Source organism: Pedobacter sp. B4419 (assembly GCF_059693725.1).
The window spans coordinates 593,177-617,724 of the sequence record NZ_JCASSL010000001.1 but is presented as its reverse complement, the minus strand read 5'-3'; the positions used below and the strand labels follow the sequence as shown (position 1 = coordinate 617,724).

General features: G+C 41.3%; 22 protein-coding genes. 9 read left to right on the top strand and 13 right to left on the bottom strand.

All coding sequences use genetic code 11. The features are described 5' to 3' along the window. Positions 1-31: 31 nt before the first annotated feature. The 7 genes from AC570H_RS02540 to AC570H_RS02510 form a co-directional block, all read right to left on the bottom strand. On the bottom strand, positions 32-1,099 hold the full coding sequence (locus AC570H_RS02540; protein WP_497351394.1) for a glycoside hydrolase family 18 protein: 1,068 nt from the start codon (positions 1,097-1,099) through the stop codon (positions 32-34). 99 nt (positions 1,100-1,198) lie between these two features. Beyond that, positions 1,199-2,815, bottom strand: a complete 1,617-nt coding sequence (locus tag AC570H_RS02535) for a SusD/RagB family nutrient-binding outer membrane lipoprotein (RefSeq protein WP_497351392.1) — start codon at positions 2,813-2,815, stop codon at positions 1,199-1,201. A 30-nt stretch (positions 2,816-2,845) separates the two neighbouring features. Beyond that, a complete protein-coding gene (locus tag AC570H_RS02530) occupies positions 2,846-6,205 on the bottom strand; it encodes a SusC/RagA family TonB-linked outer membrane protein (protein ID WP_497351390.1) in 3,360 nt (1,119 codons plus the stop codon). Between the two features lie 196 nt (positions 6,206-6,401). Beyond that, positions 6,402-7,589, bottom strand: coding sequence for a FecR family protein (locus tag AC570H_RS02525; protein WP_497351388.1), 1,188 nt, complete (start codon positions 7,587-7,589; stop codon positions 6,402-6,404). Positions 7,590-7,694: 105 nt separating this feature from the next. Beyond that, positions 7,695-8,303: an RNA polymerase sigma factor gene (locus tag AC570H_RS02520; protein WP_497351386.1), complete on the bottom strand. Its 609-nt coding sequence runs from the start codon at positions 8,301-8,303 to the stop codon at positions 7,695-7,697. 308 nt (positions 8,304-8,611) lie between these two features. Next, the gene (locus AC570H_RS02515) at positions 8,612-9,136 is read right to left on the bottom strand and encodes a hypothetical protein (RefSeq protein WP_497351384.1); all 525 of its coding nucleotides are present in this window, start codon (positions 9,134-9,136) and stop codon (positions 8,612-8,614) included. A 94-nt stretch (positions 9,137-9,230) separates the two neighbouring features. Further along, positions 9,231-11,648, bottom strand: coding sequence for a patatin-like phospholipase family protein (locus AC570H_RS02510; RefSeq protein WP_497351382.1), 2,418 nt, complete (start codon positions 11,646-11,648; stop codon positions 9,231-9,233). 242 nt (positions 11,649-11,890) lie between these two features. Here AC570H_RS02510 and AC570H_RS02505 point away from each other — a divergent pair, with 242 nt between their 5' ends. Next, positions 11,891-12,535 (top strand): DNA-3-methyladenine glycosylase family protein, encoded by a 645-nt coding sequence (locus tag AC570H_RS02505; protein ID WP_497351380.1) that lies wholly within the window; start codon positions 11,891-11,893, stop codon positions 12,533-12,535. Positions 12,536-12,544: 9 nt separating this feature from the next. On the opposite strand, the gene AC570H_RS02500 is transcribed toward AC570H_RS02505, so the two are convergent. Then, entirely contained in the window at positions 12,545-13,162 is a 618-nt protein-coding gene (locus AC570H_RS02500) for a short chain dehydrogenase (RefSeq protein WP_497351378.1), read from the bottom strand. Positions 13,163-13,351: 189 nt separating this feature from the next. Between AC570H_RS02500 and AC570H_RS02495 the strand changes: the two genes are divergently transcribed. Further along, positions 13,352-14,527, top strand: coding sequence for a glycoside hydrolase family 88 protein (locus AC570H_RS02495; protein WP_497351376.1), 1,176 nt, complete (start codon positions 13,352-13,354; stop codon positions 14,525-14,527). A gap of 10 nt (positions 14,528-14,537) precedes the next feature. Continuing rightward, positions 14,538-15,770, top strand: a complete 1,233-nt coding sequence (locus AC570H_RS02490; RefSeq protein ID WP_497351374.1) for a DUF2264 domain-containing protein — start codon at positions 14,538-14,540, stop codon at positions 15,768-15,770. 32 nt (positions 15,771-15,802) lie between these two features. Here the strand turns inward: AC570H_RS02490 and AC570H_RS02485 are convergent, their stop codons facing one another. Both AC570H_RS02485 and AC570H_RS02480 read right to left on the bottom strand, forming a co-directional pair. After that, positions 15,803-16,438, bottom strand: coding sequence for a response regulator (locus AC570H_RS02485; protein ID WP_497351372.1), 636 nt, complete (start codon positions 16,436-16,438; stop codon positions 15,803-15,805). Further along, complete coding sequence (locus AC570H_RS02480; protein ID WP_497351370.1) at positions 16,425-18,404, bottom strand: tetratricopeptide repeat-containing sensor histidine kinase; 1,980 nt, start codon at positions 18,402-18,404, stop codon at positions 16,425-16,427. The genes AC570H_RS02485 and AC570H_RS02480 overlap by 14 nt, the downstream gene beginning before the upstream one ends. 217 nt (positions 18,405-18,621) lie before the next feature. Between AC570H_RS02480 and AC570H_RS02475 the strand changes: the two genes are divergently transcribed. Further along, complete coding sequence (locus tag AC570H_RS02475) at positions 18,622-19,044, top strand: hypothetical protein (protein ID WP_497351368.1); 423 nt, start codon at positions 18,622-18,624, stop codon at positions 19,042-19,044. A 65-nt stretch (positions 19,045-19,109) separates the two neighbouring features. Here AC570H_RS02475 and AC570H_RS02470 read toward each other — a convergent pair whose 3' ends face one another. After that, positions 19,110-19,583 carry a DinB family protein gene (locus AC570H_RS02470; RefSeq protein ID WP_497351366.1) on the bottom strand — a complete coding sequence of 158 codons (474 nt, stop codon included), beginning with the start codon at positions 19,581-19,583 and terminating at the stop codon, positions 19,110-19,112. 65 nt (positions 19,584-19,648) lie between these two features. Between AC570H_RS02470 and AC570H_RS02465 the strand changes: the two genes are divergently transcribed. Together AC570H_RS02465 and AC570H_RS02460 are read left to right on the top strand one after the other, a co-directional pair. Next, positions 19,649-20,353 (top strand): SMUG2 DNA glycosylase family protein, encoded by a 705-nt coding sequence (locus tag AC570H_RS02465; protein ID WP_497351364.1) that lies wholly within the window; start codon positions 19,649-19,651, stop codon positions 20,351-20,353. Continuing rightward, complete coding sequence (locus AC570H_RS02460) at positions 20,350-20,700, top strand: DUF488 domain-containing protein (protein ID WP_497351362.1); 351 nt, start codon at positions 20,350-20,352, stop codon at positions 20,698-20,700. Before AC570H_RS02465 ends, AC570H_RS02460 begins: the two co-directional genes overlap by 4 nt. A 105-nt stretch (positions 20,701-20,805) precedes the next feature. On the opposite strand, the gene AC570H_RS02455 is transcribed toward AC570H_RS02460, so the two are convergent. Both AC570H_RS02455 and AC570H_RS02450 read right to left on the bottom strand, forming a co-directional pair. Continuing rightward, a complete protein-coding gene (locus tag AC570H_RS02455; RefSeq protein ID WP_497351360.1) occupies positions 20,806-21,564 on the bottom strand; it encodes a peptidoglycan-binding protein in 759 nt (252 codons plus the stop codon). 281 nt (positions 21,565-21,845) lie between these two features. After that, complete coding sequence (locus tag AC570H_RS02450) at positions 21,846-22,514, bottom strand: response regulator (RefSeq protein WP_497351358.1); 669 nt, start codon at positions 22,512-22,514, stop codon at positions 21,846-21,848. Positions 22,515-22,615: 101 nt separating this feature from the next. On the opposite strand from AC570H_RS02450, the gene AC570H_RS02445 reads away from it, so the two are divergent. The 3 genes from AC570H_RS02445 to AC570H_RS02435 are packed head-to-tail and all read left to right on the top strand — an operon-like array spanning position 22,616 to position 24,454. Continuing rightward, positions 22,616-23,026: a hypothetical protein gene (locus AC570H_RS02445; RefSeq protein ID WP_497351356.1), complete on the top strand. Its 411-nt coding sequence runs from the start codon at positions 22,616-22,618 to the stop codon at positions 23,024-23,026. Then, positions 23,023-23,667 (top strand): hypothetical protein, encoded by a 645-nt coding sequence (locus AC570H_RS02440; protein ID WP_497351354.1) that lies wholly within the window; start codon positions 23,023-23,025, stop codon positions 23,665-23,667. Before AC570H_RS02445 ends, AC570H_RS02440 begins: the two co-directional genes overlap by 4 nt. After that, positions 23,657-24,454, top strand: coding sequence for a sensor histidine kinase (locus AC570H_RS02435; RefSeq protein WP_497351352.1), 798 nt, complete (start codon positions 23,657-23,659; stop codon positions 24,452-24,454). Before AC570H_RS02440 ends, AC570H_RS02435 begins: the two co-directional genes overlap by 11 nt. Positions 24,455-24,548: the final 94 nt, after the last annotated feature.

Sequence of the window (24,548 nt, the reverse complement as noted above, 5' to 3'; positions counted from 1 at the left end):
TTAAAAAATTAAAATCGTTTAAATGGTCTGCTTATGGAGCTACCATGTTCACATCGTCACTTTCTGTTCTGATGGCGCAACCTGTTATTTCATGCACATCCTGATTCTTCAAGCCCTTTACATAAGGCCTTAACAAATCGACAGAATTGGTAACAAAAGCGTTGAAATCAAACAGCATTACGCCCCTATAGCCTTGAGTCATTAAATCTTTACAGGTTGCTTCAGCATTGCCGAAGCCTTGAAAGGAAGGCGAAAAAGGCTTGGCACTGGCAATTAATTTCCCAATAGGAAAACCTGCACTACCTGCACTTGGAATTTGTGGATAGAATGCTGAAGAACCAGCATCGGCATAATCGCCCATGCGCTTGCCATTGTAAGCCGTTGATGAGGCACCACCAAAAATATAGCAGTGTACAAATTTATCGGGCAACAGGCGTTTCACTTCCGAAACCACCATAGCGAACGACTGGTTATTGGCCCATGCTGGCGTTTCGGAATATTCGTCATCAAAATCGATCGCATCTAAACCCAATCGGCGAACCTCAATAGCTACATGCTGTGCAAAGGCAGTGGCTTCTTCCAGGTTCCTGAAATTCATAAAGCCGGCATTGTCGTGGTTACCTAAAATGGTCATCCCTACTTTTACGCCCTTGCTTTGCACATAGCGGATATAGCCATTGTTAATTAAGCCTTGCACCTGCCTGTTATAAGTAATTTTAGCTTTTCCGGTTGCGGCATCTAAATTGATGTTCGGCGCAAAAATCCAAGCCAAGTCGATTACAGGTTTGTTGTCTTCGCCCAAAAAACAGGTTACGTTTTTAAAAGAGCGGTTATTAACCTCTACATAGGCAATGAGCAGGTTCTTTTTCGTCAATAAAGAATTAGGATCTACTTGTCCGGTTACTTTAGACAATGAGTCAACAATCCTGATCGAATCTGCCTTTTGTTTGGCAATCTGCTCAATTCTGGCAATTGTCCATCCCTGCAATTCGGTATCCTTATCACTTTTAATGTCGGGATACTTTTGTTCGGTTTTTACTTTTTTGCAGGCGCCAATTACGATGGCCAGGCCTAACAATAAAAAGAATATCTTTTTCATAAGTTTAATTTTGAATGGTTGAGATTTGAATGATTGAATAGGTAGTTTACCTTAACCTTTCATTCTCTAATTCTATCATTGGTTCATTTTATCATTTACTTAAGGTTTATCCCACCAAACTCTTTTGGTCAGATCGAGGTCGTTGCCCCCTAGGCGAGACACGGCATCATTGTAATTAGTGGTATTGTATGAAGCCTCTCTATTCGGATAATTCAATCGGCGAGGAATTACGCCGTTGGTACGGTTGCCTGGATAATTGACAGGCGTGAGTACCGGATAGCCGCTGCGCCTATAATTTGCCCAAGTTTCAGGGAAATCGAACAGGGTAGCTACCCAATATTGCGAATTGATCATCTCTAATGATTTTTCCAGCGACGATTCGTCTAAAGGATGTGCATCCACAAAAGTTTGCACTTCGGAACCCATCGTTAACATCCCATTTAACTGCTCTAATGACCTCATGGCCGCCGTGACCCCGTTTTTGTAATGGTCTTTAGTTGCCGTAGCACCTACATCCCATCCCCTGGCCTTAGCCTCTGCCAACAGCAATTCTGTTTCGGCATAGGTGAGAATGAAAGTTGGAAAAGTCGGCACCGCAAAAACGGCACTCAATGGACGTGCATAATTACCCAAAGGAGATGCATTGGCACCTGTACCCGTTGCACCCGGATAGCCTGGTGCGGTTTCTATACTCCGCACGCCGTTTACATCGTAACCATTAGGCATGCCTTGTGGCACTTCGAATATTTTTCCGGTAGGTGCTGGGTTAATCTTGGTATAACCAAAAGCTTTTTTGCTCAAATCGTTATTGTTGATCAAGCCAGTATCTGCTTTTTCGGTCAGTACATATAACCTTGGGTCGTTGTTGTTTTTCAGGTAGTCTATAAATGTTTTGGCCCACCTGATCTGTCCAAAAGTAGCCGCATCGCCAAACCAAGAATTTGCAGATTTGTTCTTGCGTTCTTCGGCTGTGCCATTAAATCTTAAAATGGCATTGTCGGCAAAATCGGCAAAGGTCTTGTCCTTGGTTTTTTCTGCATACAGCCTGGCCGTACCTTGATCTATTTTACTGAGGCGCATGGCTACGCGCAACATCAGCGAATAGGTAAACTTGCGCCATTTGTCAATGTCGCCATCGTAATAAAGATCGCCTGTAATTTTAGGCTTGGTTTTGTCCAATTTTTGGCCAACATCGTCTAAAGTGGCCAACATGTCTTTGTAAATGTCCTCTTGCTTATCGTATTTCGGATACAAGGTTCCATTTTTTTGAAAGTATGGGATATCACCGTACACATCGGTTACCCTTTGCAGGGCCATTACCCGCATTACCCTGGCTATCTGAATTAGATTGTAGTATTTTTCAGGGTCTTTTGCGCTGGCCAAATTGATCGATTCGGCAAAGAGGCCAGCTTGGGTTTGTCCGTCGCTAAAAAAGCGATCGTTGTACGAAAACAGCTGCGAACTGTATTTATCGCCGGCGCTGTAAGAGGTTTGGGTAATGGTGCTAGCCAAAACCTGCACCATTGGCGCCAGTTCATACAACTGGTGTTCGGTGATATTTCCATAGCTTAATTGACCCGAGGTTAATAAATAATTAGGGTCGGTATTGTTTTCATTGGCTTTTGTAGGGTCGCGGTTTAATTCGTCAAAATCTTTTGTGCATCCAAAAACAAAGAGGATGGCTACAAGCGATAGGTAAAAAGTTATCTTCTTCATGTTATCTGTTTTAACTTTTATCTTTTTAAACTATTTGAGCTTCACATTTAGGCTTAATCCGTAGTTACGGGTTTGGGGCAAACCTGCGCCCTCTAAACCTGCATTGCCAGTAAGCGATGAAAATGTATCCTCAGGATCGAAATTTTTGGTATGCTTCATCAGTGTAAGCAGGTTACGTGCGGCAAAGCCGATGCTCACCGAACGGAATGGCGTTTTACTGATCAGGCTTGCGGGCAAACTGTAGTTGAGGGTAATTTGGCGAAGCTTGATGAAACTGCCATCGAACACGGTTACTGCCGGAATGTTCTTCACCAAACCCTGATAGTAATCCTGTGCGCCCACCAATGTCTCGTTAGGCTGTCCGTTTTCGGTAACGCCCTTGGCTATAATGCCGGTTTCCCTGCCTACCAAAGTGTTTTTGTTCAGTCCGTAGTAAACGCTCAAGAAATCTGTTGCCGAAAGCACTTTGTTGCCAAAACGGTAATCGATCAAGAAAGAAAGGTTAAAATCCTTATAGGTAAAGCTATTGTTTAAGCCACCATAGTATTTAGGCAAACCAGATCCCATTGGGGTGAAAGGTCCTCTCACCGGAATACCGTCTACCCCGATAATGATATTGCCATTGGCATCGTACTTATAATCGTTGGCCATAATCTGTGCCAAAGGCAAACCCACTACACCATAAATACCTGCCCCATTGGCATAAGGACCAACAGTTGGCCTATATTGGCCTTCACCAGAATTTTGGATTTGGGTGGTCAGTCCATCAATCTTTAAGAGCTTGTTTTTGATGCTGGTAAAATTGAAGGATACGTCCCAGCTAAATTTGCTGCTGCGAACGGCGGTTCCGTTCAAGGTCAACTCCAAACCCCTGTTTTGGGTAGAGCCCAAAGGGATGTAAGTTGATAAGTAGCCTCCAGAAGCCACGCTGATCTGTTGAGACACCAACTCGTTCGAAGTTTTACGGGCAAAATAAGAAAGCATCAAGCCTAAGCGGCCGTTCAAGCCTTTTAATTCTAGACCAGTTTCAAATTCGCGCATCGAATAAGGGTTCAAGTCTTCTGGCAAAATTTCGGTAGCCATGTTTGCATAGGTCTTGCCACCGATATCGCCTGCAGCAATGCTATAGTATTTTGCATTTTTAAAAGGCTGTGCCTCGCCACTGGTTTTGGCATAGGCTACCCTCACCTTACCAAAGCTGAGATTAGGCACAGTAACCAGGTTGGTAAAGATGAAGCTTCCACTTACCGACGGTGTAAAAATACCTTTGGTCGTAGTACTAAACTTATCATAGCGACCTGTATTGCTTATGGTGAGGTAATTTTTATAGTTGAAATCCAACGTATAGTAAGCCGAATTGGTCTGTAGCCTATTAGGTGAAGGGTAAATAGAATTTAATGTAGTTAAGTTAGATGGCGTATAGAAATATGGGATTTTCCATTGAGAACCAGATACACCCACTTTCTCGAAATTGAATTTGCGGATATTACCTCCAATGGCCGCATCGAGTGTCAAATCGGTGATGAGCTTTTTCGAATAGCCAGCCAATACATCGAGGTTAAGCTCGGTAGTTTGGGCCTTCGAAAGTTCTTCTAGCTGTCCGTTTGGATTATAGCCAATACCGGTTGGTTCGATGCGAAGCGCATTATCGGTAATATGGTCATAACCCAATCTGGTTTGCAGGTACAGCTCTTTGGTAAAATCATAACGCAACGAAGTTGAAGAAATGATCCGGTCTCTTTTGGAGTTGGTAATCACATTCTCTACCACGAACCAGGGATTTGGAATATAGCCTCCATTGCCCATGTGGTTTTCATTGCCAGTAATCGGATCGTAAATCACCTTTAAATAATCAGGACTTACGTTGGCCGGCAATAAGCCCATGGTAAAGTTGGGGTTACGGCTCATATCGCCCAGGTTTGGCCTTAGTTTTACTTCTTCGTGCACATAATTAATCATCGCAGTTAATTTCAATTTGCTAATGATCTCTTGGTTGAGGTTGAGGTTGCCAGAATATCTTTTTAACCCACTGTTTGGTATAACCGATTGGTTGTTGGTTTGCGAAAGTGATAACCTGAAGTTTCCTTTTTCATTGGCTCCCAACAGGGCAACCGTGTTAGAAAACACCGGGGCATTTCTGTAAAACTTATTCAATTGGTCTTCAACCGGCGCATAAGGGTGCATTTTTCCATCTTGACCGATAGTCAATGTGCCATCCATCCGGGCTCCCCAACTGTTAAGGCTTGCGGTAACCAAATCACTTGCAGTTGATGGACGATTGCCGTTGAGCCCTTGTCCGTACACCTTTTGGTAATCGGTATTGTCAATAATGCTGTTAATGCTATAGTTTCCGCTATACTCTACGCCGAAGCCTTTTTGGCCTTTGCCACTTTTGGTAGTAATTTGGATAACGCCATTGGCAGCTCTTGTACCGTACAGTGCTGATGCAGCCGAACCATTGAGCACTACGACATCTTCAATGTCATCAGGGTTAATGCTCGAGATTCCATCGCCCAAATCCTGCCCGCCATATACGCCAGGCGAACCTTTTTGGGTATTGTCCATCGGTACGCCATCAATTACAAATAAAGGGCCTGTGGTAGACGAGAAGTTGGAAACGCCCCTAATGAGCAGCCTGGCCGACGAACCTGGGCCGCTGCTTACCCCGCTTACGTTCAAACCTGCAACCCGGCCGGTTAAACTGTTCGCTACGTTGGCTTCTTTGGCTTCGTTAAGCAGGTTTCCCTTTACGCTGGTCATGGCGTAGCCTAATTTGCGCTGGTCTTTGGAAATACCCAATGCAGTTACTACTACTGTTGACAGCAGGTTTTTTTCTTCCCGCAACACGATAGTTAATGTTGTGGCTGTACCTATCGTTACTTCTTGTTTAATGTAGCCCATAAAAGAGAACACCAATACTTCGCCTACATTAGCATCGATGGTAAAAGCGCCTTTTTCATCAGTGCCTACTATTTTGCCCGTAGTTTTGTTCAGTACAGAAACACTGGGCATGGCCAAGCCCGCCGTATCTTTTACCATCCCCGTAATTTTAATAAAGCTTGCTGTTTTTAAGGGTATGGGTGGTGCGGCCGACTGAGCTGGCGGCGTAACGATAATTACGGTATTGTCTTGTATTTTATAAGATAATGGCTGATTGGCAAAACAGGCATTCAATACCTCTTGAAGAGAGGCATTATTGCATTTGATGCTTACCGGTTTTGCATTTTTAAGGCTGTATACGTTATACAGGAAATCTGTACCTGTTTGTTTTTTAATTTTGGAAAGGATCGTAATCAGCGGTGTGTTTTTCTCGTTCAATGAGATTTGTGCCTGAGTAGCTGCACTTACCCTGAGTAAAAATACGGTCAGTATAATCGTAATTAATTTCATGAGCCGAGCGATTTTTTTTACAACACAATTGAAGTCCCCGTTTCGAATGGGATAGAATTTCATATATTTGGTCTTAGTTTGTTTGTTGATTTAATTTGTTTCGCAACATTTAAAAGATATGATCCAAACTAATGGCCAGGGGGAGGTCGAAGCACCTCTGGCTTTTTTATTGGTCTATCTTTATGAAGAGGTAGCATCAATCCATAACGATAACCCTCCTTCCTTCAATTTTAAAATGTACAGTATTGGTAAATGCGATGGTATTTAACAGTTTTTGGATATCGTCATACCTAGAGATCGTACCGGCAAAAACTTTTTCTTTCATATCGCCTTTGTATACAATTTCTACATCGTACCAGCGGGCCACTTTGCGCATAATGCTTTCGATAGGTTCATCAACAAAGGTGAAGCTTCCGTTTTTCCAGGCTATTTCGGCTTCGGCATCCACGGCAATTACATTCAATTGGCTCGGACTTAGCACAGCTTGTTCCCCTGGTTTGAGCACCTGCTTGCCCTTGTTCAAAGCATTTACGCGAACTGCACCTTCGAGCAAGGTGGTTTTGATATTACTTTCGTCAGCATAGGCATTTACATTGAAATGGGTGCCCATTACTTCTACTTCCTGTCCGTTAGACATTACCTTAAATGGATGCGTCTTGTCTTTGGCTACTTCAAAATAGGCTTCGCCATTCAGCTCTACCCTACGTTCTTTTGCACCGATGAAATTTAATGGATATTTGAGTTTAGTGGCTGCATTGAGCCAAACTTTGGTACCATCGGGCAGATGGATTTGATATTGCCCTCCTTTTGGAGTTTCTATGGTATTATAAAGCGATGCCCCTTTTAAATGTTCCTGTCCTCTGATTTCGTAGATCAACTGACCGTCGGCGGTTTTAATAATTTGGATGCCTGCTTCCTTGGCCAAGGTACCATTATCAGCACTGGTTAAATTAATTTTAGTACCGTTGGTTAAAGTCAAAAATGCCTTGTTGCTGCCCGGACTAATAGCCAATTGTGCAGTTTGTTGCTTAGCTTGTTGTTCGATCGATTTAACAGGCGCAAAATAAAACCAGAGACTAGTTGACACAGCCAGTAGTACCACTGCCGCAGCTGTATAGCGATAAATATGAAATCGTGGCTTTAATGGGATGGGTTGATTTTCTTCTTGGCTGCTTATTTTTTCTTTGAGGTTTACAAATACTTCCTCAACCATTGAGTCGAGTTGGGCATTGGCCTCGTATTGTTGGTGCAGCTGCGCTTTAATGCTCTCCTTTAAGCCCTCTTCATCTTTACCTTCGGCGAAATGCTTTAACAGGTATTCCAATTCTTGGACACTGCATTGGTTATTCGTAAACTTGATAAAGAGCTGTTCTAGCGAATCCATAAATATTTGGTTATAATGGTAATACGTTTGAGTAAGAATCAACAACTAGTCGAATCTTAAAAAATCAAGAAACAAAAGATAAGCAACTGATAATCAGCAAGAAAATTATTTCAGATAAGCAACAAAAGAAACAGCAACTAAGCTTACAGCAAGGTCGCTGTGGTTGTATAAGAACTCTTTAACTACTTTTGATGACTTTACGATATGGTTGTTAACCGTTGAGATGGAAATACCTAGCCTTTCGCTGATTTCCCTATGGCTTAAGCCTTCTATTTTACACAATTGATATACTTGTTTACTCTGTGGCGATAAGGTTTCGATGGCTTGGCTTAAACAGGCATTCTTTTCTTTAAAGCTCAACAGTTCTTCGGTATGGCTATAGCCTTCAATGGTATTGGCAATCAGTTCTTGGGTTAGTCTTTTATCCAAGGCCACTCTCCGCAGGTAATCATATACCATATTTTTGGCAATGGTAAACAAGAAAGACTTAAAGGATTTTTCTACATCAATTTGCGCTCTTTTTTCCCAGATTTTCAAAAACAGGTCTTGAAGCAATTCTTTTGCAACTTCTTGGTCTTTAACCATGTGCAGGATATTGCTGAGCAACATTTTGCTGTACAAACCATAAAGCGAGCTAAAGGCGTTGCTGCTTCCCTCTTTTAATTGCAAAAGAAGCAAAGTATTATCATCCCCTGTTTTTAGCGGTGAGCTCATAAAGAAGCCGTTAATCAGATAAAATGTATAGTTATAGGGATGATATAAATATGTAGGCTAAAGTAACAAAAAAATTAACTAATATTTAAAATGAAATAAACACTTCGTAGCTTACAGTATCCAGTTAACAGTTTTCACTTAACCGTTTAATAAAATAAAAGCCCCCCAATTCAATCGGGAGGCTTTTAACCAAAGTTGTACCTGCGCGGTACCCGCGTTTGTCTTATTGGTTCAAAGATTCATTTTGCATTTAACAGCATACCACAAACTGAAAACTGTCAACTGAATACTGATAACTGATAACTGAACTAAGGCAATTTTTCTATCAATGCAATCGAAATGCCGTTGAAACAGTCGTCGGCACAGTTGTTCTCCACATAGCCACAGGCAGAAATCATACCGTTGTTTTTGGTTTCGAGCGAGGTTTTGGCCTCTTTTCTTTTCAACAACCAATCGGTTTTCGCCTTTTCGTAAACCTCATCTAAAGTCATGGTTTTTGCACCACTGGCATGTGTATTTAGCGTGGCTCCCTCTTCCGTCCATTCTTCATGGATCACCAATTGTGTTGAAGGCGGATTTCCCAAGCTTTTAGAAACATAGGAGCGTTTAACTACTTTTCCATTTTTCACGGTAATGATGGTTTCTGTAGAATAGCCTGTCCAAGAGGAAGTATTTACCTGGTATTTATAGGAATTATTGGAGGAAGACTTAAATTGGGTCCAGGCTTTAAAGCTTCGCTCAAAATCGTTTTCGTAAGCAATGTCGCTTTTCTTGCAAGCGGTAAATAATGTGCCCAATAGCAAGAACACAAACAGGTAATGGTTTCTTTTCATGAATCGTTTAGGTTTTCGTTTAGATTACTACCTATACGCATGATTTGTTGTTTTCGCTACAACGATTTGAAATTTTTAGACCAATAGCAATAAGCTAGTGTTTAATAGGCAAATAACGCAGGTCTTTTTGAAACAGTCTTACACTAATTCCGTCATCCTTTGTGCTCAGCAGCTTTTCATTGATGTCGTTCATCATAAAATTCATGCTCTGGTCTGAAAGCACCCAGTTCATCGGCACATCACGTTCGTTGGATTTTAAAGGTTCGTCGATAATTACTCCTTCATGATGCCTTAAAAAATAATTGAGCTGCGCAATGGCCGTAAAGCTCCGGCCAATGCGGGTACCGTACAGGCCTATCAGAATTTCGGACAGTTCGTTGCCGACACGGATATTCTTTGTTGCAGTATTATCGTTGTTGCTAAAACGCAGATAGATCACAATCGGCACCATACCTTTCACCATGTCAGGTTTTTTATAAAGCTGCTGCAACAGTTCGAGTGTGGAAGCCGCTCCAGTATTTTCTACATAACCCCCATCAAGATAATGAAGCCTGCCATTAACGGTATCGATTTGTGCACCAGGCGAAAACAAGGGGAAACGCGTACTAAAGTTAATAGCGGTGGCATAAGAAACCTGCTTTACTTTATTCTGCAATAGATCGCGCTTTTCGCGATACAACATGCTATCTGGCCTGGCATTCGCAATCCAGCATTGGTAACCCGATTCTATTTCGGTGGTATTGATGATCAAAACAGGCTTTTTCAACTGTTTTTTGCCATCGATGAAATTCTCGCTAAACCTGTTCTTTTCCTCTCCCTGTAAAGTACTTTGATAGGCTTTCTCCCAGGTCTGTTCCAATGCAATTGCCCGATCAAATCTTTTAATGTGCCATGGAATAAATAAATTCAGGAATTCGCCAAAGAACATTTTTCCTACGATGGGCGATAAGCAATCGTATTTAAAAAAGCGAACGGCTTCCTGCAATTGCGCGCTTTTATCGGCCCTATTCACTGTTTCGAATGTTTTTGCATTATAATAGCTTAGTCCCAATGCGCCTCCCGAAACTCCCGACATCGCAAATATCGACTTTTTAAAATCGATGTTTTTAAACGCTGGTTTTTCCAAATGATGTTGCAAACGGGTAAGAAAAATACCTGTAAAAGCGCCGGTACGCAGGGCGCCACCTTCGGCACAGATAAACACAACCGGATATTTTGTATTGCCGGCGTGAACAGAATCCATCTCTTTTTTATACTGGCTAAACCAGGCATTAAATTGTTCGGTTACTTCATTACGGGGCTCATTTAATGTTTGCTTCATATCAACCGGGTGGTCTTTATTTACAAAAGACACCACGACTATTAAAACAATTAACAGCCACCTTACCCGAATAAAGCTTTGGCGTAAAACACCATAATCGAGAAACAAAAGCCCCGAATAGATGCCCGAATAACAGGCAAAAGCAATGCAGATTAATGCCGGAGCCCCTACAATTCCAAAAAAAGAATAACTGGCTGGCACTACAGAAAATACAATCATCAATACCATGGCTGTACTAACCATAATTGCCAGTTGCTGGTGAAGCACCTTAAAGAAAGAATTCGGTATGCGATAGCGCCATTTATAAGAATCTCCCTGATCTGTCACAATCAGTTCTTTATTAATTACTTGAAAGGCAGCCGGTAGTACCCGAATGCTGTGCATCACCTCTTTATTTTGAGGGATTTTCGCCCTTTTATCTTCATCCGCATCTACAATATGATCGGCAAATGCCTCGAGGTCTTTTCTAAACTCTCCCTTAAAATTAGAAGGCTTGAGCAACGAAAACACAAATTCGTTGTAAATTCCATATAGTCTATTTACCCAATCGTATTCCGATTTTGGCAAGGAACGCGCACCCAACTTGGTACGAATAGGCAATATGATTTTGTCTCCATTCTTCTTTCTTTTGAAATAAAAAAAGCTTAGCAGCCTGAAAATAACATATACACAAATTGCGAACAAAATGAAATTAATAGACTTTACGCCCATTTTTGCAGCCGCAGCTGCACTGTAGCACCAGCATAAAGCCATCAAGATCATGATAGATGGCCAGAAAAGGCAAAAACCAGCCAGTACCCTTTGAGACAGCTTGCGCCAGTATACCCTTGCATCGCGAAGGCTTTTGCCAGAATTATCGGTAATGGCAATGGCGTAGCGCACGCTGAGCTCAGAAAACATGCTCCACAATGCGATACCAATCAGGAGAAAAAACAACTGGCTATAATCTCCCGAATCCATCTTTTCTACCACTAAAAGCAAGGTATCTCTGCCCTGTGGCAACAGCAGGTAAATGGCTCCAGATAAAAAGGCAGGCACCAGCACAAAGCCGGTATTGCGGGCTACATGCAAAAAATCTTCAATGGCAGACCTGAAATCAAGCTTTTCTTCCAAGCCTTTAATTTCCAGCCTGATGTCTGAAATAGCCGTTACTACAGGTCCGAAAATAAGGGTGAGCAATTTAATCATCATGATGAGGAGCCTTAAAAATTAAGCTAAACCACATTAGGCCATAGAAATTTAGAGCGCTATCGAGCTGATGAAGTTGAGCGTAATTGTTGATTTAAAGCTAATTAAAAAATACAGAAGAAGCTAGCATGATAAAAATTTGAACATCAATATTTTGATTAACAAGGCGAATTTTTAAAAAAAAACCTGGTGTTAGTTATTTCTTGCCGATGCTTTATATTTTAGCTAATTTCATTATTTCAACCATGTTTCCAGAATTTAATACTTCCAATTTTAAAGACATCTGCGATGCAGTAGCCGCCCAAGATGAGGAGCTGGCACAAATCATCAGCGAACACCATTACCCGCCAGTTTGGAACCGGCCTAATACCTTCGAATCCCTGGTTCATATTATTCTGGAACAACAGGTATCCTTGGCATCGGCTTTAGCCACGTTGAACAAGCTCCGAGAAAAAATTATAGAAATTACGCCTGCAAAAGTATTGGCCTTGAGCGATGAGGAATTGAGGGCTTGTTACTTCAGTCGCCAAAAAACAATGTATGTCAGGCATTTGGCACTGGCCTTAATCAATGGAGAAGTAAATTTAAATGCTTTAGCGAAATTACCCGACGAAGAAGTGCGCCAGCAGTTATTGACCCTTAAAGGCATTGGCCATTGGACCATAGACATTTACCTCATCTTTGTACTGAAACGAACCGATATTTTTCCTATCGGCGATTTGGCAGCCGTAAATGCGCTAAAAAGGATTAAAAAACTAAACAAGGATGCCACTCGGGAGGATTTGTTGGATCTTTCACTCAATTGGCAACCTTATCGCAGTATTGCAACCATGTTGTTATGGCATTACTATCTTTCGAACGCAAGAACCAAAGCACTCAGTGCGCAATAAATCCTGGGCTTAATACACTTTAACCACGCGGCCAGTAATGATTCCAAAAATTGAGCTTTCATAAGCCTTGGCTACTTTCCAGCCATCAACCGGAATAAAACCTGGAAAACTGTCGTGGTAGCCTTCAGATTCTGTAAGTACATTTGGACTAATGCAATTGATCCTTATCCCGCGCGGCAATTCATAGGCTGCAGCTTTTACAAAAGCTTCTACTGCACCATTAACCAGCGAGGCCGCCGTACCACCCAATATCGGTTCTTCGGATAAAATACCTGAAATTAAGGTAAAAGAGCCACCATCAGCGATATAAGGCAAGGCTGCTCTTACAATATTCACCTGCCCCATGAGCTTGTTATTTACAGAAAAGGCAAGGTCTTCATCTGTTAGCTGATCTACGGTTTTGAAAACAACCGAGCCAGAGGCATTGGCTACAGCATCAAAATTTCCTATGCTTTTGAACAGTTCGTCCAAGCTCTTTTTATCTTGGATATCGGCTTTGAAACTCCCCGATGTTCTGGATACTTCAATCGCCTCATGGCCCTTCTCTTGTATTCTTTTTACCACTTGTTGCCCGATGGTGCCATTGGCGCCTATCACTACTATTCTTAATTTCTGCTTAGTGCTCATCTCGTTTTGTTTTAGTTTATAAAGTTCAGCAAATTTTATCCAAACCATGTTCAGATTTGTGTCAGTTATGCGCACTAGGCTTCATATATTCTACATCAAACAAACGTTTGCGTTAATCATCTTATTTCTATTTCCTATATATTTGGTTTGAACCTTATTAAAAAATAAACCTAACAGAAACATCCTCTAATGAAGAAGTTAATTTTTAGTGCATTGCTGTGGCTTGCATCTTCCTATTGTTTTGCGCAAACCGAGATGAAACAGCTCATCGAAGAACAGTTCAATTTTGCCAAGCAGCAATACAAAATCATGGATGCGAATATTCCGCAAGGATTAACCCCGCAAAGCTACGATGCCGAAAAAAAGAAATTTATTGGACAGGGCGTCAAATGGTGGTGTAGCGGTTTCTATAGTGGCTCGCTTTGGTATATTTACGAGCAGACCAAAGACGAAGAAATCAGGAAAGATGCAGAAAAGGCACTTAAAATATTAGAGCCGAACCAAACTTTTACTGGTAACCACGATTTAGGCTTTATGATGTATTGCAGTTTCGGCAATGCCTACCGCCTTACCAAAAACCCAGCCTATAAGGCCATTATAGAGCGTTCTTCGCAATCGCTGGCCACACGTTTCCGTCCATCTATCGGCGCCATTCAAAGCTGGGATAAAAACAAATATTGGGAATGTCCGGTAATTATAGACAACATGATGAACCTGGAAATGCTGAGCTGGACCAGTGATAATGGAGGAGATCCAAAATACAAGGAGATCGCCATTAAGCATGCCAATACTAGCTTAAAAAATCATTTCAGACCAGATTTTAGCTCTTTCCATGTGATAGATTATAACTTGAACAATGGCAAAGTGCTTAAAAAAGCAACTTGGCAAGGTGCAGCCAACTGTTCTGCTTGGGCACGCGGACAAGGTTGGGCCCTGTATGGCTATACGATGATGTATCGCTTCACCAAAAATCCAGCTTATTTGAAACAGGCAAATGGCATTGCCCATTTTATCCTCAACCACCCTAACCTGCCAGCCGATAAAATTCCATACTGGGATTTTGATGCGGGCCTTATTCCTTATGCCAAACGCGATGCTTCGGCAGGCGCTCTGATCGCATCGGCACTGCTCGAGCTTGGCCAGTACAATGCCAAAGACAAAAAAGAATTCCAAAATGCAGCCGAAACGATGTTGCGTTCGCTATCAAGCGATGCCTACCGTGCCAAACTGGGCGAAAATGGAGGTTTTTTATTGATGCACAGCACCGGAGCATTGCCTTTAAACAGCGAAATAGATGTGCCTTTGGTTTACGCCGATTACTACTTTTTGGAAGCATTGGCCAGGTATAAAAAATGGTACTTATAAAATTGACAAGATGAAAAAGAATATAATTGGTCTGTTTTTGCTCTTTCTTGCTGTGCAGGCTTGGGCTCAGAAAGGAAAACCAAAAGAAAGCACCGGTGCACAAGACCGTGCCTTTTGGGTAAAGAGCCTTTATAAAATTTCGTATCCCGTTATCCATAATTTGGCCAATGGCACTTTAAAAGCCAATATGCCTTTAGAAAAAGGCAATAATTACAACCTCAACCTTAAAGCGGTAACTTATACCGAGGCATTGGGCCGTACCCTGGCTGGCATTGCGCCTTGGCTCGAACTGCCCGATGATGATACCGAAGAAGGAAAATTAAGGAAAGCTTTTAGAACCGAAACCTTAACGGCACTTAAAAATGCGGTAGATCCACAAAATCCAGATTATTTAAACTTCAGAACAGAATCGCAACCTATTGTAGATGCCGCTTATGTAGCCCAGGCTTTTTTAAGGGCGCCCAAAATGCTATGGCAACAGTTGGATGAAACTACCAAGAAAAGGTATGTAGAAGAATTTAAATCGTTGAGAACAAGAACTGGAGCCTACAACAACTGGCTATTGTTTGCGGCTATTACCGAAGGCTTTTTATGGAATATTGGCGAACAATACGATCCGGCAAGGCTCCGTTTTGGCATTAACAAACTGAACGAATGGTATGAAGGCGATGGCTGGTACAGCGATGGTTCTTCTTTTAGCATGGATTATTACAATTCATTTGTCATCCACCCGATGATGGTCGATTTGCTGAAAAGTATGGTAGAAAAGAAAAGGGCAAAACCGGAAGATTATAACCGTGCCGTAGAGCGGATGGTACGATATGCCAGTTTCTTGGAAAGAAGCATTGCCCCTGATGGTACTTTCCCAGCTTTTGGCCGATCTATCACCTACCGTACCGCAGCTTTTCAGGTATTGGCGCAAACCGCATTGATGGAAAAACTGCCCGAAGAAGTAAAGCCGAGCCAAGTGAGGTGCGCGCTAACAAAAGTATTTCACTTGATGTACGAAGGCAATCAAAATTTTGACGCAGCCGGTTGGCTGGTATTGGGTTTTAATGGACATCAGCCCGAAGTGGCCGATGTATATACCTCTACCGGAAGCCTGTACATGGCTACTTTGGGCTTTTTAGCTCTGGGTCTGCCTGCCGACAATAAATTTTGGACAGATCCGCCAGCACCTTGGACTTCGCAAAAGGCATGGTCTGGACAAACCATTTCAAGGGATCACAGAATTGAAAATTAAAATAGCGCCTTCCAATCAGGAAGGCTTTTTAATTAAATAAAGCCCTGTGCTGTGGCCATTTTAATCAGTTCGGCCATATTTTTGGCCTTAAATTTTTGCAAAAGGCTTTTGCGGTGACTTTCTATGGTAAACTTGCTTAAAAAAAGTACCGCCGCTATTTCAGGAGTAGTAATGCCCGAAGCTATTAATTGAAGCACTTCCTTTTCTCGGGTGGTGAGTTTAGGCAGGTCTCGAAAACCATTGAGTTCGGGTTTTGCAATGATTTCCTTTACGGCTAAACTAAACGTAATTTGTCCGGCTAGAGCTTCATTAATGCAAGCAACCAACTCTTCAATAGTCGAATTTTTAAGCAGGTAGCCACTGGCTCCATTTTGCAGCATTTTCATAATAGCACCGCGTTCTTCATGGTTGCTCAGTGCCAATACCTTGGTAGAAGGCGATATATTTTTAATCTGCTGGCACAAGTCCATTCCGTTGCTGTCTGGCAAAAAAATATCGAGCAACACCACTTCTACCGAGTTTTGCTTCAAGAATTCAATAAATTCCAGGCCTCTAGTAAAGCACCCAACTACTTTAAGCTCATCGCGCCTGCCTAAAAGCGAAGCAAGACCTTCGATTACAATTGGGTGGTCATCTACAATGGCCAATAACTTTTTAAGCTGTAACATTCAATTCTATGTTTATGATTGTTCCTTTTTGCTTATTGGCTGATAAAATCTCCAACTTTCCGTTTAAATAGGCTACCCTATTTCTGATATTAAACAAGCCCATTCCTTGCTTAGATGTTAAATGGTTGCTATCAAAACCTTTGCCATCGTCTTCTATGGTAATCAAAAACAACGAGCCATCTTGCGAACATTGCAACAACACGTTTTTGGCATGGGCATGCTTCACTACATTGGTCAAAAGTTCTTGAACAATCCGGTAAATGGCAATCTGCTCTTGGATAAGCAGGGTATCCTTGATGCCAAAGCATTGAAAATCTATGGTTAGGTTTTCTGCCGGGATCGACTCGCATAAATCTTTTATCGAAGTTTCAAGTCCCAACTTCAACAGCATTTCTGGCACCATGTTATGGGCAATCCTACGCAATTCTTTGATCGAACCATCTAATTGATCTACAATTTGGGGTAGGCTTTTTCCAAGGTGAGCTTCTTGATCGCTTGCAAAATCAGACAGGTTCATTTTTACATTGGCAAGCATGCCGCCAAGGCCATCGTGCAGATCGCGTGCTACCCGATTGCGCTCCTCTTCCTGTCCATTCAAAACCGCCTGCGCAATTTTCATCTGTTGTTGCTGGGCAACATCTTTAAGCTCCTGCTGATAATTTAATTCTTTTTGAATGGCTAGTTTCTTTGCATTTTGGTAAAAGAACAAGCCCAAAACTGCAACAATAAAAAGAAACAAGCTTATGGAAATCAAGAACCATCGCATCAAACGATCGTTATTAGCCGCTAGCTTTGCCTTTTCGTTAGCGGCATTAAGTTCTCCAATCTTTTTCTGGTTTTCGGCATTTTTCAAACTGATTTTTAAACCATTCATTTCATCTTCAAAGCGCTTTTTGCTGATACTATCGTACAACGTGGCATATTTTCTTTGCCAATCATTCGCTTGTTTGGTATCGCCTAGTTTCGCATAGGTTTGGCCAAGTTCATAATAACAGATTTGGCGATTTCTAACAGAAGTCAATGCACTATTTGCCAGTACTTTCAATAGGGTATTCTTGGCCAAATTATAATTACCCATACCCTTGTATACTTCGTACTGTTGCCGAAGAAATGCAAACTGATAAAAACTGCTTTTTGCTTGAACAGCGCTCTTCAAACCTTTTTCCAGGTCATTCAAAGCATTTTTATAGGATTTATCATGAAAAAGGTAAAGACCCTCCAAGTAAAGAAACTCTATTTCATTTTGGGTATTAGGCACAATCAAAGGCTTAACCTGATCGATCAGCTTTTTTGCTTTATCAAATTGCTCCAAATAAAATAGATTGGTAGCGGCATCAATATAAATCTGATTGTCGTTCGGCTGTCGGGGTACTTGCTTTAAGATGGCAAGAGCTTTATCAAAATAAGGCTGGGCCTTACTATAGTCATATTGTCTTGCAAAAGCCATCCCGGTTGTCCCATAAAGCCCAGCTAAAGCATTTTTATCCTCGCTTTTAATGATTAAGGACATAGCCTTATTCATATAGGCATTGAGTGCCGTTTTAATATCTTGTGCTTTTTCGCGTTGCACTCCATAAGCAAGCCATGCCCTGCCCCTAAACAAATTAGCTTCCTTAGTTTTAAAAGGGTTAAGCAGGGAATCGGATTTTAGAAAAAACTTCTCTGCTTTTGATTGGTTGAGGCTCGAGAAAACATGTCCGGCATAATAATTATACAAGGCTAACAGGTATTTATTCTTACCTGAAAATTTATAGCCCTGCTCTAAGTATTGTTTTGACTTTGTTGCGTCCGTATACGACCAATCTTCGGCTAGTAGATAGCTTGTTCTTGCTTTTATGCTATCTGTTGCTCTCTGCTTCAACACTCCAGTTAGGCTATCTCTATAATTTTTTGCGGTATTTTGTTGCGCCCCGCACCATAGTGGGAAGGTTAAAATAAGGCTCAAACTATATAAAATTTGTTTCATAGGTTTTTGCAAATCTTAAGCATAATCAAGTTAACATAAAAATATTATTATAAAAATCACTGTAAACAGTTATAAAACTATCCGCATTTTACAGTGAGTTGAAAATCGCTTTTTGCTAGGATTGCCTCGATTGACCAGTAGGCCTAATTTTGGATTCGATGAACAGGGATACCGAAAACTGGATTAAAAGAGTAGGTCTAAATTAAAACAAAATACCATGAAAAAGCTAAGCTTAGTAATATGCTTAATAGCAATTAGCGCTTTAATATTTAGCAGCTGTAAGAAAAAAGGCGATAGTCCTGATGGCGGAACTGACCTTAACAAGGTTTACAAAGTAAAGTTTGTAGGTACGGTAAGTGCTGGTTCTACAATTACAACTGCCGTGATAACTTGGGCTACAACCTCAACGCCAGCTACTTCGTTATCTACAACCAATTGGACAAAAGAGGTGAGTTTAACAGAAAGAGAATTGAGAGCATTCGTAGACAATCCTACCAAAAACATCAGCTTTGGGATAAGTGGAAATGCAAAAGACGCAAATGCAACTGCAACGGTAGAAATTTATGTAAACGATAAATTGACAAAAACCGGGACTTCAAAGGGGAGCATAAATGCGCAAGCCACTTATATTTTTGACTAAAAGCATTCTCTTCTAAAAAACAATTATATCAGGGTAGGTCCTAGCAAAAGCTAGGGCCTTTTTTGTTAGGTTCTAATGATATCTGCATCTGGTGGCACATGTCCTAGTAACCTGCACATGCTCATCACCTGGCCTTTGTGATGAAACTCATGGGTAAGCACATGGGTAAAAACCATCAATGCATTTGCTTCCACAGGCACGCTGTCTGAACTTACACCAGAGATCGATTGTTCGATATGCTCACCAAAAACTTGAAGAAAATCCTGCAATAATGTGTCTATTTCTTCAAATAGCTGTTCCAAATCTTTTACTGAGTGAATATCGCTATCGGCATAAAAAGGCCTGTTCAACTTTAAGGAAAAATTAGCCAACCAAAAAAGGTAGGTATTGGCCACATGCACCATCATCCAGGCAATGGTTTTGTCACTAAATACACTTAGCGGTTTAAATATATCTTCACCAAGCTCATTTGCTAAAAACCGGAGCACCACGGCCCTCGATTCTTTAACCAAGCGGTATTGGTATCGCAACTGTTCCATTTAATTTGGTCTGATTGTTTATCTTTAAATCTTAAGAACAGTTCACCACATAAAAAGTTTCTGCCATGACCTTTGCCGAAAAAGCAATCAATTTTAACCTAAACATCAGCTATACCGGTAAGCCCTTGCCTAAGGGCATCAGGATGATGAATCCATTTCAAGAGTTTGAACAAACCATCGGCATTATGGAAACTTTTTACCATAAATATTATAACGATACCCAACAAAGACACTTGATTTTGGGCATTAACCCCAGCAGGTTAGGTGCAGGACTAACGGGCATCCCTTTTACCGATCCGAAAAGATTGGCAAGCGAACTTCACATCGAATATAACGGCCGAACTGCCCATGAACCTTCATCGGTATTTATGTATGAGATGATCAATGCCTATGGAGGCCCAACCGCCTTTTATAAGGATTTTTACATCAATTCTCCCTGCCCCTTGGGCTTTACATCTGTTAGCGAGGAGGGCAAAGAAAAAAATTATAATTACTACGACAGCAAGGAATTGCTCGATGCCGTAGGTGATTATACAGTTGAAATTTTACACCAGCTCATCTCTTTGGGCATCAATACCGACTTGTGTTTTTGCTTGGGAACAGGAAAAAACGAACATTACCTGAGCAAGCTTAACCAGAAACACCGGTTTTTTAAAAAATTGGTCGCCTTGGAACATCCGAGGTTTATCATGCAGTATAAATACCCGAGCAAGCAACAGTATATAGACAAATATTTAACCGAATTGAGTGCCATTCACGAAGAATTATGAACATCAAAACCAAGAGAATATACGATGCACCAGGTCAAAATGATGGCATTCGTGTCTTAGTGGATAGGCTGTGGCCTAGAGGCATCAAGAAAGAAAGTGCCCATATTGAACTTTGGCTTAAAGAGGTAGCGCCTTCAGACCAATTAAGAAAGTGGTTCCACCATGAAGAAAGCAATTGGAAAACATTTGTAGAGCGCTATCGGGAGGAGCTTAAAAATGCCGAGGCCTTGCAGCAATTAATGGCGCTTGCCAAAGCACATGACACCCTTACCTTGCTTTATGGCGCTAAAGACGAAGAGCATAACCAAGCCATCGTACTTAAGCAACTGTTAGAGGAGGGAAAATAACAAAGGCCCCCAACATCCATCGAGGGCCTTGTTTTTAAGACTTTAACCTATTGTTGTGTGTGTTAAAATCCCGGGAGAGCTATTAAGGATGATTCTGTTTTCTTTTTAAATAAAGGCAAGCAAATTGATATTCTCTTTTTTTCTTCTGTATAATTCTTTGATCATTTCGCTTTCCTGCATTCTTACCGCCCAAGCTGGCCTCAGTTCAAAATGAGGAACTTGGGTCATATTGCTTTTATCGCCAGTTGCACAGGTTAGCCCGATAGACTCGCCTATTTGAGCTACTTTTGCATATAAAGGAGACTGATCTTTAAAAATCAATTCACCGGTAGTGTTTTTTTCGAAAATTCCGATATCAAAGGCGAGGCCGAAATTGCAATTAGAGAAGTTGCTTTGCGCATCCATAAAAATATGTCGGGCAAGCTGATGTTTTTTTATCTTTTGTTGCAGTGGCGCTTCGCTTGGCTTTTCAATTAAACGCAAACAAATACCCTGATCTGCCGCCATATGGATCAATTCTTTTGCGAAAGGAGCCATTTCCTTCGGCATATGCTCCAAAATGGTTTTGTTATGAAAATCTTCGGTTTCAGGCTTGGCCTCCTCGTACTTTTCTATACGATTTTGAATCGCTGTGCCAAAGATTGCCTGATAAGCCAAGGCCAGTGTTTTTGCAGTTGACTTTCCAGTTGCCCTTACTTTTAGTTTTTGCTGTACGGCCTTTATCAATAATGTTTCATCGGTATCGATAGGCAGTTTTTCAAACAATAGGTCGTAAATACCAATCCAAGTTTTTGGGCCAACAATGCCATCTACCTTAAGGCCAGCACTGCGCTGTATTGCTTTAATTTTGTCTGAATTGTTCATTTGGTTGATCATTTAACAATATGTAATTGCTTGCTTTTTGCAAACCTCGTTTTTGAACCTGGTTAAGAGGCTAAAGCTTGGAGCAGCATTGCAATGCTAAGTGACCGTTTTTTTGATAAGAATTTTAGCGTGGTTTTGCCTAAAAGATCGATTGGGTAGATTTACTGAACATACAGGTATTTTTACCTAAGGGGGGATCAGTTGTCAGTTCTCAGTTGCTAGTTGTTAGTTGTTAGTTGTTAGTTCTCAGTTGATAGTACAATTAACAGTCTAACAATTAACTAACTCGAAAAATCTTCTAAATCGATTAGGCGATGCTTAAGGGCATAGAGTACTAGGCCGGCTGTGTTGCGGCTGCCTGTTTTGAGCAATAAGTTATTGCGGTGTCCTTCTACCGTACGGTTGCTTAAGAAAAGTTTTTCTGCAATTTCGCTGCTGCTGAGCTGCTTGCAAATGAGCTGAAGCACTTCTGTTTCCCTACTGGTTATTTTATTTTCCTGATCTAAATTTACGGTCTGTGCTTTTCTAACTACGCCTTTACGCATAATTTCGAGCATGGGCATGGTAAAATAAAAATCGTTCTTATAAACTTCCCTTATGGCCAATTCTACTTCTTCAGGCTCTGCATTTTTGGCCAGGTAACCATTGGCACCGGCTTGTATCGTAGCTAGAATGAAGTTTTCTGCCTCGTGTACGGTTAAAATCACCACCCTGATGTCTGAATATTTCTCTTTTAAAATCTTTAATGTTTCCAAACCGTTTAGTTCGGGCATAGAAAGATCAAGCACAATAATGTCTGGTTTAATTTCGGCTTTTTCGCAAAGTTCTAAGAGCTCTCTGCCATTTTCTGCTTCAAAAAGCATGGTCATTTGAGCAAAAGAACCTATTAAAGCGGCCATCCCTTTCCTAAAAAGTGTTTGATCATCAGCTATTGCAACATTAATATTCATAACGGGAGATTTTCAAGGCCTGAAAGTAGAAAAAAATGCCGTCAAAAACCTTATTTTTTTTAATTTCGGGGAAATTAAATTATTTAAAGCTCAGTTAAATTATGAAATCTCAAATTAACACCCCAACCATTCCCCTGCGCGATGCTCAAGCGAGAATTGAACGCTACAGAGCACAGATGTCTGCCTATGTTCCTGAAGAAAACATGCCAAGAGCAATCCTCATCCCTATTGACGATCTTTTAGCAATTATCAAACAGTATGAAACTGTTGACGACCTAGGAAATATTACCAATACATTAAGGGGTGTTCGTGCGTATTTTGCCGTAAAAGCCTCCGACCAGGCTTTGCCAGACGACATTACTGCCCTTATTGTACCAGTTGACCTGAAAGGAAACGACATTGTGTTGAATCCTGAAAGATTAGGTGGCACAGACGACACAGAGATCTATGATTTTACCAAACCTTGTCCTACAGAGTGCGACATTAACAGCCCATTGTACGACCTTCCATGATCTCATTCAAGTACCTGTTTTATACCATTATAGTTCCCGGAAGCATCCTCATACCCTTGTTGGTATTTGTGCCACGGTATAAAATTGCAAAAACCGAAGAACGAGTACTCTTTTTTTACCTGATAACAGCGGGTCTAATCAATTTGGCGGGTATCATTTTAAGCATGTATGGCAAAAACAACTTGCCCTTGCTGCATTTGTACACCATCATGGAAGCCGTGTTTTTATTGGGTTATTTTAGATTGATCTTTAAAGAATCTTTGATCAAAAAAGCCATTGGCTTGATCATGATCCTTTTTCCGATCCTCTGTATACTCAATTTTAGTTTTTTGCAAAGCATTTTCACTTTTAACACTTATACCAGGCCATTAGAAGCAATATTGATTACCTTTTTCTGTATGCTGTATTTGTATCAAAGCGGATTTGCCGATAATTGGATAAAACAGCCTACGAGCTGGTTTAACGCGGGGATTTTAATATATTTCCCCGCTGCTTTTATCATTTTTATGCTTTCCAATTACATGATGGCCAGTAAAAACACAGCCATGAACAACATTGTTTGGAACGTTCATGCGGCCTTGGTACTGCTCATGTATATAGTTTGGGCAAGAGGCTTTAGGTTGGCTGGCCATGGGCGATAACCTTTACATCCTCATTTTTTATAGCGTTATAGCCGTTTTGGTGATGATTGCTTTTTTTTTGGTGCTGTACATACGCAATCAAAATGTAGTGTGGCAACAGCGCAAGCAGTTTCAGGAAACCGAAATACAGCAGCAAAAGCAATTGCTCAATGCAGTAATCGAATCGCAGGAATCCGAACGCAAGCGCATCGGACAAGACCTGCACGATGAAATTGGCGGCACCTTGTCGGCCATGAAGCTCATGTTGGGCGCCTTAAAGCAACAAGGTTTGGTGAGCGAAGACAATATCCTGCCCATTAAGGAACTGATCGATAAAATGATCAAGGATGTTCGCCACATTTCACACGACTTATCCCCTCCCGGATTGGCGATGTTTGGTTTATACACCACCATCGAAGCCTTTGTTTCGCTCATTAACAATACCGGCAAAATAGAAATCGAGATCGAACATGATCCTTATATTGAAGAACGACTGCTTGCCGAAAGAACAGAATTAGCCTTGTTTAGGGTAATTACGCAACTGATAGCCAATTCGCTTAAACACGCCGAAGCCAACCAAATCATCCTCTCTTTTAAACCTAGCGCTACGGCCATAGAAATTGGATACACCGATAATGGCAAAGGCTTTGATGTAGCCATTCTGAAAGAAAGAAAAGGCATTGGTATGCAAAACATCGTAAGTAGGCTCCAAATGGTAGATGCCACTTACCAGATGGAGACCAGCCCGGGTAAAGGCTTTAAAATAACCATCAACTGTCCGCTCGACAAAGAAACGTTAGCAGTTTAAGTCTGTAATTTTTGGCTTACTTTAATTGTTATCCAAGGTTCTAGGCTGCAATCGGGTTTGCTTTGCAGGGCTTATGGTCTCGTGTAAACAGCAT